Origin of the sequence: Amaricoccus macauensis (assembly GCF_014201905.1) — a bacterium.
GTDB classification, from domain to species: domain Bacteria; phylum Pseudomonadota; class Alphaproteobacteria; order Rhodobacterales; family Rhodobacteraceae; genus Amaricoccus; species Amaricoccus macauensis.
Genome location: NZ_JACHFM010000003.1, coordinates 352,600 through 367,478, shown reverse-complemented (window position 1 = coordinate 367,478; position 14,879 = coordinate 352,600). Strand labels below are relative to the sequence as shown.

The following is a 14,879-nucleotide window of genomic DNA, read 5'->3' as shown; positions in this document are numbered from 1 at the left end:
CGTCGGGAGGCATGTCCAACGCCGCCCGATGACAAGAGACTGTATGATCGACCACTGTTTCAGAATCGCGCGTCGCGGTTTTTCAAATGTCTCAGCGACCGCGAATCCGTGGATCGAGCGCGTCTCGCAGGCCGTCGCCGATGAAATTGATCGACAGCACGGTCATGGAAATCGCCAGACCCGGCCAGATCACCCGCGCCGGCGTCAGCGTCATGAAATTCGCCCCGTCGAACAGCAGCCGGCCCCACGTCGGGAAGTCCGAGGGAAAGCCCAGCCCGAGGAAGGAAAGTGCCGACTCGGTGATGATCGCATTGGCAATGCCGAGGGTTGCGGAGACCATGATCGGCGACAGGACGTTTGGCAGGATGTGGCGCAGGATGATGCGCCGCGACGGCGTGCCGACCGACTTCGCCGCCACCACGAACTCCCGCTCCTTGATGCCGAGCACGTCACCCCGGACAATCCGCGCGGTGTTCATCCAGGACGTGATGCCAATGATGAAGACGATCAGCAGGAAGATCCCGGTCTCCGGTCCGAAAGCCGCCCGGAGCGTATCCCGGAACAGCATGATCACCACGAGCAGCAGCGGCAGCAGCGGCAACGCGAGGAAAAGGTCGGTGACGCGCATCAGGATGCCGTCAAGCCGGCGGTAGTAGCCGGCAAGGACGCCGACGAGGGTGCCGACCAGGAGCGAGATCAACATCGCGGTGAAGCCCACGAGGAGCGACACCCGCCCGCCCTGGATCACCTGCGCGAAAATGTCCCGCCCGATGTTGTCGGTGCCCATGGGATGGGCGAACGACGGCCAGGCATTGCGGGCCTTGACGTCGATGTAGGTGGGATCGGTGTTCCAGATCCACGGGCCGGCGATCACCAGCAGAACGATGAGCGCGAAGATCACCACGCCCGCCATGGCGCCGCGGTGGTGCCGGAACTGATACCAGACATCGCTCCAGAGGCTGTGCTCGGGCGTGTCGATCCCGCTCGCCACAGTGGGTGCCGCCGCGTCAGTCATAGCGGATCCGCGGGTCAAGGATGCCGTAGAGGACATCGGCAATCAGGTTGAAGAAGACGATCAGCACCGCAAAGATGAAGGTGAGCGTCTGCACCAGCGGCATGTCCGCGGACTGGATCCCCGAAATCAGCAACTGTCCGAGGCCGTTCACCCGGAAAATCTGCTCGGTGATGATCGCGCCGCCGAAGATCGTCGGCACGCCGAGCGCGATCACCGTGACGACCGGGATCAGGCTGTTGCGCAGCACGTGGACGAGAAGCACCGACCGTTCGGACATGCCCTTGGCGCGGGCCGTGCGCACGTAGTCCTGGCTGAGGTTGTCGAGCATCGCCGCCCGCATGTAGCGGCTGATCTGCGCGGCGTTGTAGAGTGCCAGCACGCTCACCGGCATGATCATCTGCTTGATCTGCAACCAGAATGTGTGCGCATCGGTGACGCGCAGGTTGGTGTCGTAGATCGTCGGCAGCCACTGGAGCTTGACCGAGAAGATCACGATGAGCGCGAGGCCGGTGAAGAACGTCGGCACCGAGAATCCGATCATGGAGAACAGCGTCGCGAACTGGTCGATCCAGGAATACTGCCGATAGGCCGAGATCACCCCGAGCGGGATCGCGATCAGCACCCCGATCAGATAGGCGAGGCCCACGACCCAGAGCGTCTGCGGCAGGCGCTGGACGATGAGATCGACGACCGGAGAGCGGGTCTGCCAGCTGATGACCCGAAGGCGGTTCCCATCGCCAATCGTCCATCCTGTCCACTTTTCAAGGAGATTGAGCGGTTCATTGATGAAGAACTGCTGCATCCAGAGCAGATAGCGGATGTGAAACGGTTGCCCGAGACCGAGGCTCTCGCGGATCTTCTCGCGCACCTCCGGCGGGATCGTCATCGGCAGGTTCGCGGTTGGATCCCCCGGCGAGAGGTCGAGCAGCGCGAAGATGATGAAGCTGATGACGAGAAGCGTCGGGATGGCGAACAGCAGCCGGCGGAGCGTGTAGGTCAGCATTCCGCCCCCGCCGACGGACGCTTTCGCGCAATGCAATCGAGAATGATCACTCGTAACATCATGGCCTTACCCGGGCTTCCGTATACGCAGACCTGTCGCGCCCACCGCACGACAGGCACCGGCCCGGCCCCCTCGGAGCCGGGCCGTCACACTCACTTCGCGCGATACCAGTCCGCGGCGTTCCAGAGCTCGCTGTCCCAGGCGTTCATCTTGACGCCGGCGAGGGAGTTCACGGCGGCGGAGAGACGGCCGCGATGGACGAGCGGGATCACCGCGGGCGAGTTCACGATGAGATCGTTCGCCTTGATGATCACCTTCGCGCGCCCATCAAGCCCGGCGGTCTTCGCGAGCTCGGCCAAGGCCGCGTCGAAGTCCGCGTTGCACCAGCGCGAGGTGTTTCCACCCTGCCACTGGGTGTCGGGGCCTGGGATCTCGCCGCAGGTCCACTCGCCGAGGTACTTCTCGGGGTCGGTCCCGTCGAACTCGTTCGCGTACATCTCGACGTCGGCGAAGAACTTCTGGAGCGTGTCCGGCGAGCCCGGATCGCTGCCGAAGAACACCGAGCCGTCGATGTTGCGAAGCTCGACCTCGACGCCGATCTCGTTCCACCACTGCTTGATGAGCGCCTGCGCCGCCTGACGGACCGAGTTGGTCGACGTCTGGTAGAGGATCGAGAGCTTCCTGCCATCCTTCTCGCGGACACCGTCCGAGCCTTCGGTCCAGCCGGCCTCGTCGAGGAGCTTCTTCGCGCCCTCCATGTCCTGCTTCAGGCACCAGTCATTGTTCGGCGAGACGTTCAGATCCGGCGCCGGAATGAAGTTGCAGGTGGCGCGCCCCGCCTCGCCGTACCCGGTCTCGACGAGGATCTCCCGGTCGATCGCCAGCGACAGCGCCTTCACCACCCGCTCGTCGGTCAGGAAGGGATGCGGATGCGCGACGGTCGAGCGCTCCGCGCCGAGCGCCGGGTCGGGATCGGTCTGGTTCACCTGCAGACGCTCGAGCAGCGTGCCGAACGCCGACAGGATCTGACCCTTTCCTGCCGCGGCCATCTGCGCGAGGATTTCCGGCTCCACCTGCGTGTTCCAGGCGAAATCGTACTCGCCGGTCTCGAGGACCGAGCGCGCGGCACTCGCCGGGTCGCCGCCGCCCTTGATCACCGCCGTCGCGAACGCGGGCTTCGAGGGATCGCGGTAGTTCGGGTTCGCCTCCAGGGTCACGACGTCGTTCGCCTTGAAGTCGACGACCCGGAACGGCCCCGTGCCGATCGGATAGGTGTTTGCCTTGGTGCATTCAGGCGCTTTCGGCCCGAGGCAGTCGGCGAACTGAGCCTTCTGGATGAGCGGGGCCTGCCCGCCGACGAGCGGGCCGTAGGGGAAGGGCTTCGGCACGCCGAAGGTGATCCTGATCGTGCGCGGGTCGACCGCCTCGACGTTCGTCACGTCGGAGAAGTTCGAGATCTGCGCGCAGCCGCCGTCGGGGTGGGTGCAGTATTGCCAGGTGAAGACCGCGTCATCCGCGGTGACGGGCGTGCCGTCCGACCAGAGGAGGCCCTCCTTGAGCTTCCACGTGATGGTGAGAAGATCCTTCGAGACGCCGCCATTCTCAACCGTGGGAATATCCTCGACGAGGAACGGCTCGAGATCGCCCTTCTCGTTGTAGCGGGCGAGCGGCTCGATGACGAGGCTCGCGGCCTGCAGGTCCTTGGTGCCGTTCGAGAGGTACGGCGTCATGATCGACACCGCCTGCCAGTAGAGGAGGTTGACCTGGCCGTCCGCTCCGCGCTCGGCGAAGGCCGGCGCTCCCCCCGTCGTGGCAATCAGGGCAGCGATCGCCGCTCCCGTCAGGAGATGTCTGAGCTTCATCGAAAAACGCTCCTCTGTCGAAAAACGGACCGCTTATATCGCGGCCCCTGGTTCAGCCACGTCCTCCCGGACGTGTACCACGGAATCATCATGCAGATGGCAGGCGACGCGCCGCCCGTCGCCCTTGTCGAGCAGTTGCGGCACTTCCTTGCGGCATCGGTCGAAGACTTTCGGACAACGGGTGTGGAAGACGCAGCCCGCCGGCGGCTTCGCCGGGCTCGGCACGTCGCCCTTGAGGATGATCCGCTTGCGTCCGGCCTCGGCGTCCGGGTCGGGGCTTGGCACCGCCGAGATCAGCGCCTCGGTGTAGGGATGCAGCGGCCGGGCGAAGAGCGCCTGCGTCGGGCCGATCTCGGCGAGCCGCCCGAGGTACATCACCGCCACCCGGTCGGCGATGTGGCGCACCATGGAGAGGTCGTGGCTGATGAAGAGGTAGGTGAGCCCCAGCCGGTCTTGCAAATCCTCGAGCAGGTTCACCACCTGCGCCTGAATCGACACGTCGAGCGCCGCGATCGGCTCGTCGCAGACGATGAACTTCGGGTTGAGCGCCAGCGCCCGCGCGATGCCGATCCGCTGCCGCTGGCCGCCGGAGAACTCGTGCGGATAGCGATTCACGAAGCTGCGGTTCAACCCGACCGCATCCATGAGCGCCATCACCCGCGCCCGACGCGCCGACCGCGAGAGCCTGCCATGCTCGTCGAGCGGCTCGGCGATGATCGAGCCCACGGTCATGCGCGGGTTGAGGCTCGCCTGCGGATCCTGAAAGATCATCTGCATCTCGGGCCGGATCGCGCGAAGCGCCCCACCCTCCAGCGTCGCGATCTCGCGGCCCTCCAGCCGGATCGAGCCCGCTGTCGGCTCGTAAAGCCGCAGGATCGCCCGACCCGTCGTCGACTTGCCACAACCGGATTCGCCCACGAGACCAAGAGTCTCGCCGGCGGTGATCTCGAAGCTCAGGTCATCGACCGCCCGGACCTCGCCGGCGCGGCGGCGAAAGACGCCCCGATAGATCGGGAAGTGCATCTTCAGCCCCTCGACCCGGAGAAGCGGCTCGCGCGCGGGATCGTCAAACATCGCGGGCTCCGCCGGTCGCAGGATCCCACCAGCAGGCCACGTCGTGACCATTGCCGACCGGGATCCGCGGCGGGTTCTCGCGGTGGCAGCGGTCGAAGGCGTGGCGGCAGCGCGGGGCGAACGGGCAGGACACGGGCGCGGCCATCAGGATCGGCGGCTGGCCCTCGATGGTGCGAAGCCGCGCCTGCCGGCCCTCGGTGACGCTCGGCACCGTGGCGAGGAGCGCGCGGGTATAGGGGTGCTGAGTCCGCGAGAAGATCGCGGCCACCGGTCCCTGCTCGACCACGAGGCCCGCGTACATCACCATCACGCGGTCGGCGATGCCGGCGACGAGCCCGAGGTCGTGGGTGATCCAGACGATGCCGGTCCCGAGCCGCCGGCGCAGTTCGCGCACGATCTCGAGGATCTGCGCCTGGATCGTCACGTCGAGCGCGGTGGTCGGCTCATCGGCGATCAGCACCTTCGGATCGCAGGAGAGCGCCATGGCGATCATCACCCGCTGGCGCATGCCGCCCGAGAACTGGTGCGGGTAGTCGTCGAGCCGCGCCCGCGCGTCCGGGATCCCGACGAGCGCCAGCAGCTCCGCCGCGCGTCGGCGGGCGGCCGCCTTCGAGAGCCCCATGTGCTTGCGGATCGGCTCCATGATCTGGAATCCGACGGTGAACACGGGGTTGAGGCTCGTCATGGGGTCCTGAAAGACGAAGCCGATCTCCCCGCCCCGCAGGCTGCGAATCTCGCGGGGGCTCATGTCGCGGACCTCGCGGCCCTGATAGAGAATCGAGCCGCCGACGATCTCGGCCGGGGGCGATGGCAGCAGGCCCATGAGCGACATCATCGTCACCGACTTGCCCGAGCCGCTTTCTCCGACGACGCCAAGGATTTCGCCCTCGGCGACGGCAAAGCTCACGCCGTTCACCGCGTGCACCGAGCCGCCCCGTGTCGCAAAGACCGTTCTCAGGCCGGAGACCTCGAGAACCGGCCCAGGGCCGTCAAGCATCGATATCGCCCCCTGGTGATGCCGGCCGGACACGCTGGGCGGGCAAGAGATCGGCGAAGTGTACTCTCAGAGTTTCTTTCGCGACAACAGTCATCTGGGAGTACCGGGCGTCTCCGCCGAGACCACGCACAGGACATCGCGGCAACTTTCGTGCCGCCGCAGCCTTGACCCGGCGGCGGCGGGCCGGAAGACTGGCGGGACCAACGAGGGGATCCCATTCATGCCGTCCGCCCGCGGACCGGAGGCGATGCTGGCGCGGCTCGTCGCGTTTCCGACAGTCTCGACCGAGTCGAACCTCGATCTCGTGGCGTTCGTCGAGGCTCATCTGGCCGGGCTTGGCGTCGCCACGACCCGGGTACCCGACGCGACGGGCGAGAAGGCCGGGATCTTCGCGCGGGTCGGCCCTGATGTCCCCGGCGGCGTGGTGCTGTCCGGCCACACGGACGTGGTGCCGGTCACGGGTCAGGCGTGGAGCACCGACCCCTTCGAGCTGACCGGGCGCGACGGGCGCCTCCATGGCCGCGGCACCTGCGACATGAAGGGCTTCCTCGCCTGTGCGCTGGAGGCGGTGCCCGAGATGCTCGCGGCGGACCTGAAGCGGCCGGTCTGGCTGGCGTTTTCCCGCGACGAGGAGATCGGCTGCATCGGGGCGCCGCCGCTCATCGAGGCGATGCTCGCGGCGGGCCCGAGACCCGGGGCGGTCATCGTCGGCGAGCCCTCGGAGATGCGCGTCGTCACCGGCCAGAAGGGAAGCTGGGGCTTTCGCGCCCGCTTCACCGGGCACGAGGTGCATTCGAGCCTCATGCACACCGGCGTCTCCGCGGTCATGGAATCCGCCGGAATGATCGACGCCATGGCCGCGATGATGCGCGAGAGCGCCGCCGCGACAGACCCGAACCACTTCGAGCCGCCCCATGCCACGGTGCATGTGGGCCTGATTTCCGGCGGCACCGCGAACAACATCACCGCGCGGGAGTGCATCTTCTCCGGCGAGGTCCGCACCCTGCCGTGGGACGACCCGGCCACGTGGCGCGAGCGGATCGAGGCCGAGGCAGCACGGCGCGAGGCGGCGGCGCGGGCGGTGCATCCGGCGGCGACGTTCCGCTTCGAGACCCGGATGGAGCTGCCGGGCTTCATCGCCGATCCGGCCGCCGAGACGCTCGCCCGCGCGCTGACGGGCGACAATGGCCAGACGGTCGTCTCGTACCAGACCGAGGCGGGCCACTTCCAGGCGGCGGGCCTGCCCACGGTGATCTGCGGGCCGGGCTCGATCGCGCAGGCCCACCAGCCGGACGAATTCATTTCTGTCGACCAACTCGCCGAAGGTGCCGCCTTCGTGCGCCGGTTGATCCGGCATCTCGAACACTGAGGGAAAAACGTGGCTGTCATCAATCGCTTCGCCGAACTTGCTCCCGCGATCACCGCGTGGCGCCGTGATATCCATGCACATCCCGAAATCCTCTTCGACACTCACCGGACGAGCGGGCTGGTCGCGGAAAAGCTGCGCGGCTTCGGCGTCGACGAGGTGGTCGAGGGGATCGGGCGGACCGGTGTCGTGGGCGTGATCCGCGGCCGCGAGACCGGCTCCGGGCACGTCATCGGCCTTCGCGCCGACATGGATGCACTGCCGATGCCCGAGGCGACCGGCCTCGACTATGCCTCGCAGACTCCGGGAGCCATGCACGCCTGTGGCCATGACGGCCATACGGCGATGCTGCTCGGCGCCGCGCAGTATCTCGCGGAGACGCGCAATTTCGACGGGACGGTGGTCGTCATCTTCCAGCCGGCGGAAGAAGGCGGCGGCGGCGGCAGGGAGATGGTCGAGGACGGGCTGATGGATCGCTTCGGCATCCAGCGGGTCTACGGGATGCACAATCTGCCCGGTCTCGCAGTCGGCGCGTTCGCGTTCCGACCCGGCCCGATCATGGCGTCATCGGACACGTTCTCGATCGTGATCACCGGCCGGGGAGGTCACGGCGCGATGCCCCACACCGGGATCGATCCGGTCGTGACCGCGGCGCAGATGATCACCGCCCTCCAGCAGATCGCCTCGCGCAACACCGACCCCCTGAAGCCCGCGGTCGTCTCGGTGACGAGCCTCAGGACATCGAGCAACGCCTCGAACGTGATCCCGGAGGAAGTGGAACTGATCGGGACCGCCCGCGCGCTCGATGGCGAGACGCAGGACCTGATCGAGCGCCGCATGGGCGAGGTGGTCGCAGGGATCGCCGCTGCCCACGGCGCCAGCGCACGCTTCACCTACGATCGCGACTACCCGGTGACCGCGAACCACCCCGACGAGACGGCTTTCGCCGCCTCCGTCGCCCGCGAGGTGGTCGGCGCGGCGCGGGTCGATGCCGAGGCGCCGCCGATGATGGGGGCTGAGGATTTCTCGTTCATGCTGAACGAACGGCCCGGCGCCATCGTCTTTGTCGGCAACGGCGACACGGCGGCGCTGCATCATTCGAAGTATGACTTCAACGACGAGGTGATCCCTGTCGGATGCTCCTACTGGGTGCGGCTCGTCGAGACGGCGATGCCCGCCGCCTGACCGGTGGAGACCGAATCCGCGGGCGTCGAGCCGCGTTCAGAGCCGACGGCCCGAAGGGAGCGCCGATGACCCCGCCGCAACTGCTTTCGATCGCCGTCATCACGCTGATGATGGCGGCCTTCATCTGGGGCCGCTTCCGCTACGATCTCGTCGGCGCCTGCGCGCTCCTGCTCGCGGTCGCGGTCGGGGTCGTGCCGTTTGACCACGCTTTCAGCGGGTTCAGCGACGATATTGTCATCATCGTCGGCTCGGCGCTTCTGGTGAGCGCCGGAGTGGCGCGGACCGGGATCATGGAGGCGGCGATCCGTCGCTTCGCGCCGAACGTGCGACAGGTCAGGATGCAGCTCCTGCTGCTCGTCACCATCGTCACCGTGCTCTCGGCCTTCGTGAAGAACATCGGCGCGCTGGCAATCATGATCCCGATCGCCTTCCAGTTCGCCCGGCGCTCCAAGGTCTCCGCCTCGGTCTTCCTGATGCCGATGGCGTTCGGCTCGCTGCTCGGCGGACTGATGACCCAGATCGGCACCTCGCCCAACATCGTCGTCTCGCGCGTCCGGCAGGAACTGACGGGCGAGAGCTTCACCATGTTCGACTTCACTCCCGTCGGCGCCACGCTCGCCGCCGTCGGGATCGTCTTCCTCGTCTTCTTCTACTGGCTCGTCCCGCGGCGGGAGCGGCGGGACGGCTCGATCAACGAGGCGCTCGACATCGCGAACTACGTGATCGAAGCGCAGGTGATGGCCGGGTCGGCGGTGCTCGAACGGCCGGTCTCCGAGTTGCTGGAGATGGCCGGCGGCGAGGCGGTCGTCACCTCGATCCTGCGCGCCAAGCAACGGCGGATCACGCCGCTTCCCGACGCGATCCTGCGGGAGGGCGACGTGCTGCTGATCGAGGGCAGCCACGCCGCGCTCGACCGGATCGTGGCGCGCGCGCGCCTCAGCATCACGGGCGGGCGCGACTCGGGCGAGGCCGAGTCGCCGGTCGCCGTCGAGGGAGTGGTCGCCAGCGGGTCGCCCCTCATTGGCTGGTCGGCGGAGAGCCTCGCGCTCTTCGACCGCTTCCGCGTCAATCTTCTCGCCGTCAGCCGCCGAGGCGAGCGCATCGGCGAGCGACCGAGCGCGGTCCGGCTGCGGCTCGGCGACGTCGTCGTGCTGCAGGGCTCGCCGGGCAAGCTGCCCGGGGTCCTGCGCGATCTTGGCGTCCTGCCGCTCGCCGAAAGGCTCGTGCTGCTCGGCAGCCTCCGGCGCGGCCTGCCACCCGTGCTGATCCTCATCGTGGCCATGGTGGCGACCGCCACCGGCGCCCTGCCCGTCTCGGTCGCGTTCTTCGCCGCCGCCGTCGCCATGGTGATTTTTCGCGTCATCCCGTCGCGCGAGGTCTACTCCGCCATGGATGGCCCGATCCTCGTGATGCTCGCCACGCTGATCCCGGTCAGCGACTCGCTTCGCACCACCGGCGCGAGCGACGTGCTCGCCGACTGGCTCGCCATGGTCGGCCACGGTCTGCCGGGCTGGGGGGCGCTCCTGCTCATTCTTGCCGTGGCCATGGCGGTGACGCCATTTCTCAACAATGCCGCCACCGTCCTCGTCGTGGCGCCGATCGCTGCGGGCTTCGCCCAGTCGCTCGGCTATCGGCCGGAGGCGTTCCTGATGGCTGTGGCGATCGGCGCGGGCTGCGACTTCCTCACGCCGATCGGCCACCAGAGCAACACGCTGGTCATGGGGCCGGGCGGCTATCGTTTCAGCGACTATCCCCGCCTCGGATTGCCGCTCTCGGCCCTCGTGCTGCTCGTATCGGTACCTGCCCTGATCCTCGTCTGGCCGCTGCACTGACGAGTGATCTTGCGGTGCGCAGGTTTGTGGGGGAGAAACGATTCCGCATACCCCGGGAGCTCCCCTGATGACGATCCTTTCCATTGTGACGCTGTTCGTCGCAGGCTTCTGCTCGGGGGCGATCAACGCCGTGGCGGGTGGCGGCACCTTCGTGACCTTTGCGGCCCTCAGCCTGCTCGGCGTGCCGTCGGTCATGGCGAACGCCACGTCCTCGATCGCCCAGTTCCCCGGCTACATCACCTCGAGCGTCGCCTATCGCGACGAGATCGTGCCGACGCTTCGGGCCGCCCTCGCGCTCTCGATCCTGTCGGCGGTCGGAGCGCTCGTCGGCGCGCTGATCCTGCTCGCGCTCGACAATGCCGAGTTCAGCGCGCTCGTGCCCTGGCTCCTCCTCGGCGCCACGGCGCTGTTTGCGGCGGGCCCCTGGCTGAAGCCGAAGCGGGCCGATGGCGAGCACGTGGCGGTTCTCGGGCCGCTCACCGGCGGCATCGTCCAGTTCGTGACCGCCATCTACGGCGGGTTTTTCGGTGCCGGCATGGGCGTCATGATGCTCGCGACGCTTGGACTGACCCAGCCCGGCGACTATCACCGGCTGAACGCCCTGAAGTGCCTCCTCTCCGTGGTGATGGCCGCAGTCGCGATCGCGGTCTTCGTCTCCGGCGGCCTCATCAGCTGGCCCGAGGCTGCGGTGATGATCCCCGCCGTCGCGCTTGGCGGCTATATCGGCGTCTATGCGGCGAAGCGCGTGCCGCAGTCGGCACTCCGCGCGTTCGTCATCTTCACCGGCATCGCCCTCGCGATCTACTATTTCTTCGAGTGATCATCGCCCGGCGAGCCCCGGCCCCGGATCGGCGAGGAGCGCGAGCCGTCCGGCGGCCGTGCGCGCGAAACGCCGGGTGAGTGCCCGGCGGCGGGCGCCGGGGAGGACTGACTCCTCCGGCCACCGGACAATCTCGGCATCCCACGCATCGGCGAGGATCAGCCCCGCATCCCCCGGCAGCAATTCCGCGGGAAACTCCGAATCCACCGCCCAGAAGAACCGGTCGCACCACTCGAGGTAGCCGCCCCACTTCAGGTCGGAGACGAAATCGGCCCGGCTCGACTTGCACTCGACCACCCAGATCTCGCCGCGCGGCCCCAGTCCCGCCACATCGACACGCAAGCCGGGCGACGGCACGAATTCCGGAAGCGGGGCGAAGTCGAGCGTCCGCAGCAACCTGCTCACCCCGCGGGCGAGCCGCTGGCCGGGCTGCAGCGCATCGAGGAGGCTCTCCATCCCCTCTGATGGCGGCCCGCGCCCGACCGGTCAACCCCGACCATGCGACGTATTCACGCGCCCATAAGGGCTTGAAGGCCCGGTAACGCTCGCGTTAGAGAAGGAGGATAACACGGGCCCGCGGCACAGCCGGGCCAGCGAGGCTCGTCAGGAGAAAGCAAGCACATGGCCGACGCCGCCCATCCGCACGCAGGTCATCACGACGAGCCGGGGTTCTTCACCCGCTGGTTCATGTCGACCAACCACAAAGACATCGGAATTCTCTACATCGTGGTGTCGGCAACGCTCGGTATCGTCGCGGTGGCCTTCTCGGTCTACATGCGCCTCGAGTTGATGCACCCCGGGGTGCAGTACCTCAACATCGACGGCGAACCCAACGGACACCTCTGGAACGTGCTCATCACCGGGCACGGCATCCTGATGATGTTCTTCGTCGTCATTCCCGCGCTCTTCGGCGGTTTTGGCAACTATTTCATGCCGCTGATGATCGGCGCGCCTGACATGGCCTTCCCGCGGCTGAACAACCTCAGCTTCTGGCTCTATGTCGCGGGCGCGACCATGGCGGTCCTCTCGATCCTCGCCCCGGGTGGTGACGGATTGTCCGGGACGGGCGTCGGCTGGGTGCTCTACGCCCCGCTCTCGACCACCGAAGGCGGGATGTCGATGGACTTCGCGATCTTCGCGGTCCACCTCTCCGGCGCCTCGTCGATCCTCGGCGCGATCAACATGATCACCACGTTCATGAACATGCGCGCCCCCGGCATGACGCTGCACAAGGTGCCGCTCTTCGCCTGGTCGATCATGGTCACCGCGTTCATGATCCTGCTCGCGCTGCCGGTGCTCGCAGGCGCCATCACCATGCTGCTCACCGACCGCAACTTCGGGACGACCTTCTTCGACCCGTCGGGCGGCGGCGACCCGATCCTCTACCAGCACATCCTGTGGTTCTTCGGCCATCCCGAGGTCTACATCATCATCGTGCCGGGCTTCGGCATCGTCTCGCACGTCATCTCGACCTTCTCGCGCAAGCCGATCTTCGGGTACCTGCCGATGGTCTACGCGATGATCGCGATTGCGGCGCTCGGCTTCGTCGTGTGGGCGCACCACATGTACACCGTCGGCATGTCGATCACCCAGCAGAGCTACTTCATGCTCGCCACAATGGTCATCGCAGTGCCCACCGGCGTGAAGATCTTCTCGTGGATCGCGACGATGTGGGGCGGGTCGATCGAGTTCAAGACGCCGATGCTCTGGGCGCTCGGGTTCCTCTTCCTCTTCACCGTCGGTGGCGTGACCGGCATCGTGCTCAGCCAGGCCGCGATCGACCGGAGCTATCACGACACCTACTACGTCGTGGCGCACTTCCACTACGTGATGAGCCTCGGCGCGGTGTTCTGTATCTTTGCCGGTGTCTACTACTGGATCGGCAAGGTGACGGGACGTCAGTATCCCGAGTGGGCCGGCAAGCTCCACTTCTGGATGATGTTCATCGGCGCGAACCTGACCTTCTTCCCGCAGCACTTCCTCGGGCGTCAGGGCATGCCGCGCCGCTACCTCGACTATCCCGAGCAGTTCACGCTGTGGAACACGGTCTCGTCCTACGGCGCCTTCCTCTCGGCCGCCTCGTTCGTGTTCTTCTTCTGGATCGTGTTCTACACCGTCCGCTACGGCCAGCGGGTCACCGAGCCGGCCTACTGGGGCCCGCAGCCCGACCCGACGCTGGAGTGGACGCTGCCGAACCCGCCGCCGGCGCACACCTTCGAGACCCTCCCCACGCAGGACATGTGGGACCACAGCCGGTCGCATTGATGCCACGCGAAGACGGATTTGCACCGGGGGCAGGCGCACCAGCGCCTGCCCCCGGTCCGTTCGAGCGCATGGATCCGCCGCTCATGGCGGTTACGCTGCGACCGAACCGTTCGCTGACCCCTGCCGTGGGCACCGGGCTGATGGCCCTGCTCGCCGCAGGACTTGCCGCCCCCCTCATCGGCCTTGCCGGCACCAAGGTCGCCTGGGGAATGCTGCCGTTCCTCATTGCCGCGTTCGCGGCACTCTACGCCGCCCTCCGTCGGAATCAGCAGGACGGTCGCCTCAGCGAGGAACTGAAACTCTGGAGCGATCTCATCACCGTCGTCCGGCGAGAGCCGCGCGGGCAGATCCTGAGCTGGCACGCCAACCCGTTCTGGGTGCGGGTCCGCCTCGATCCCGACGCCCGGCTGGAGAACTACCTGACGCTGCAGGGCAATGGCCGTGAGATCGAACTCGGCGCGTTCCTGAGCCCGTGGGAACGTGAGTCGCTCTATCGCGATCTGATGGACGCGCTGGCCGGGATGCGAACCGCGCGCAACTGATCCCCCTCCCTCCAGCGCGTCAAAGGGCCACGCGAAGCATGGAAGGCGCGCTCAACTCACGATATCTCTGTCCACATGCCTCGCGCCATCACCCTCCTCGCTCTCGCCCTCGCAGCCTGCAGCCCGCATCTCCCCACAACGGGGCCGCTGCCCGGAGCTGGCCAGTGCGTCGTGCTGATGCACGGCCTCGGGAGAAGCGAGAACTCGCTCTGGATCATGGAGGAGATGCTGACGGCCGGCGGCTACCGGGTGGTAAACCGCGGCTATCCCTCCACGGAGACGTCGATCGAGTCGCTGCTCGGCCACGTCTCGGACTCGGTCGCCGCCTGCGGAAGCGACCGGATCAACTTCGTCACGCACTCCATGGGCGGCATTCTGGTCAGGGCCTGGCTCGCGGGGCACCGGCCGGAGAACCTCGGGCGGGTGGTGATGCTGGCACCCCCGAACCACGGCGCCGAGGTCGCGGACACGCTCGGCAACCTCGCGCTGTTTTCCCGCATCGCCGGCCCGGCGGGACAGGAGTTGCGCACCGGAGCCGATGCCGTGCCCGAACGCCTCGGACCGGTCCACTTCGACCTCGGGGTGATCGCCGGGGACCGGTCGATCAATCCGCTTTTCTCAAGCATGATTCCCGGGCCCAACGACGGCATGGTCTCCGTCGAAAGCACCAAGGTCGCGGGTATGGCCGACCACATCGTCGTGCCCGCGACCCACACCTTCCTGATGAACAACCCGCTGGTGATCGCGCAGGTCATGACCTTCCTGCAGACCGGCGCGTTCGACCATCAGCTCGGGATGCGGGAAGTGGTCGAACGGGTGATGCTGCACCGGCGATCGGGCGTTGACCTCGGCCGCACTCGCGAGACGCGCGGCTGAGGCGCCGGGAACGGACGGCGCCCGCCGCCCGGCTCAAGGCCC

13 protein-coding genes are annotated in these 14,879 nt (G+C 67.2%); 7 read left to right on the top strand and 6 right to left on the bottom strand.

The genetic code is table 11. The features are described 5' to 3' along the window. Positions 1-91 precede the first annotated feature (91 nt). The 5 genes from HNP73_RS15585 to HNP73_RS15565 all read right to left on the bottom strand — a co-directional run bounded on the left by HNP73_RS15585 (position 92) and on the right by HNP73_RS15565 (position 5,951). Entirely contained in the window at positions 92-1,015 is a 924-nt protein-coding gene (locus HNP73_RS15585) for an ABC transporter permease (protein ID WP_184151638.1), read from the bottom strand. Next, entirely contained in the window at positions 1,008-2,018 is a 1,011-nt protein-coding gene (locus HNP73_RS15580; RefSeq protein ID WP_184151635.1) for an ABC transporter permease, read from the bottom strand. The genes HNP73_RS15585 and HNP73_RS15580 overlap by 8 nt, the downstream gene beginning before the upstream one ends. Before the next feature lie 152 nt (positions 2,019-2,170). Continuing rightward, positions 2,171-3,880, bottom strand: a complete 1,710-nt coding sequence (locus HNP73_RS15575; protein WP_184151632.1) for a peptide ABC transporter substrate-binding protein — start codon at positions 3,878-3,880, stop codon at positions 2,171-2,173. 33 nt (positions 3,881-3,913) lie between these two features. Beyond that, positions 3,914-4,954, bottom strand: coding sequence for an ABC transporter ATP-binding protein (locus HNP73_RS15570; RefSeq protein ID WP_184151630.1), 1,041 nt, complete (start codon positions 4,952-4,954; stop codon positions 3,914-3,916). After that, on the bottom strand, positions 4,947-5,951 hold the full coding sequence (locus HNP73_RS15565) for an ABC transporter ATP-binding protein (protein ID WP_184151626.1): 1,005 nt from the start codon (positions 5,949-5,951) through the stop codon (positions 4,947-4,949). The genes HNP73_RS15570 and HNP73_RS15565 overlap by 8 nt, the downstream gene beginning before the upstream one ends. A gap of 220 nt (positions 5,952-6,171) precedes the next feature. Between HNP73_RS15565 and argE the strand changes: the two genes are divergently transcribed. The 4 genes from argE (at position 6,172) to HNP73_RS15545 (ending at position 11,154) form a co-directional block, all read left to right on the top strand. Beyond that, positions 6,172-7,320, top strand: coding sequence for an acetylornithine deacetylase (argE, locus tag HNP73_RS15560; protein WP_184151622.1), 1,149 nt, complete (start codon positions 6,172-6,174; stop codon positions 7,318-7,320). Positions 7,321-7,329: 9 nt separating this feature from the next. Then, the gene (locus tag HNP73_RS15555; protein ID WP_184151619.1) at positions 7,330-8,502 is read left to right on the top strand and encodes an amidohydrolase; all 1,173 of its coding nucleotides are present in this window, start codon (positions 7,330-7,332) and stop codon (positions 8,500-8,502) included. Between the two features lie 65 nt (positions 8,503-8,567). Continuing rightward, a complete protein-coding gene (locus tag HNP73_RS15550; RefSeq protein WP_184151617.1) occupies positions 8,568-10,334 on the top strand; it encodes an SLC13 family permease in 1,767 nt (588 codons plus the stop codon). Positions 10,335-10,401: 67 nt separating this feature from the next. Continuing rightward, positions 10,402-11,154, top strand: a complete 753-nt coding sequence (locus tag HNP73_RS15545; protein WP_184151614.1) for a sulfite exporter TauE/SafE family protein — start codon at positions 10,402-10,404, stop codon at positions 11,152-11,154. On the opposite strand, the gene HNP73_RS15540 is transcribed toward HNP73_RS15545, so the two are convergent. Next, entirely contained in the window at positions 11,155-11,610 is a 456-nt protein-coding gene (locus HNP73_RS15540) for an MmcB family DNA repair protein (RefSeq protein WP_184151611.1), read from the bottom strand. It abuts the gene before it with no gap. Positions 11,611-11,775: 165 nt separating this feature from the next. Here HNP73_RS15540 and ctaD point away from each other — a divergent pair, with 165 nt between their 5' ends. From ctaD to HNP73_RS15525, 3 genes are all read left to right on the top strand, one after another. Beyond that, positions 11,776-13,419, top strand: a complete 1,644-nt coding sequence (gene ctaD / locus HNP73_RS15535) for a cytochrome c oxidase subunit I (protein ID WP_184151608.1) — start codon at positions 11,776-11,778, stop codon at positions 13,417-13,419. An 83-nt stretch (positions 13,420-13,502) separates the two neighbouring features. Beyond that, entirely contained in the window at positions 13,503-13,961 is a 459-nt protein-coding gene (locus HNP73_RS15530) for a DUF2244 domain-containing protein (RefSeq protein WP_184151605.1), read from the top strand. 75 nt (positions 13,962-14,036) lie between these two features. Next, a complete protein-coding gene (locus HNP73_RS15525) occupies positions 14,037-14,837 on the top strand; it encodes an alpha/beta hydrolase (protein WP_184151602.1) in 801 nt (266 codons plus the stop codon). Positions 14,838-14,879 lie beyond the last annotated feature (42 nt).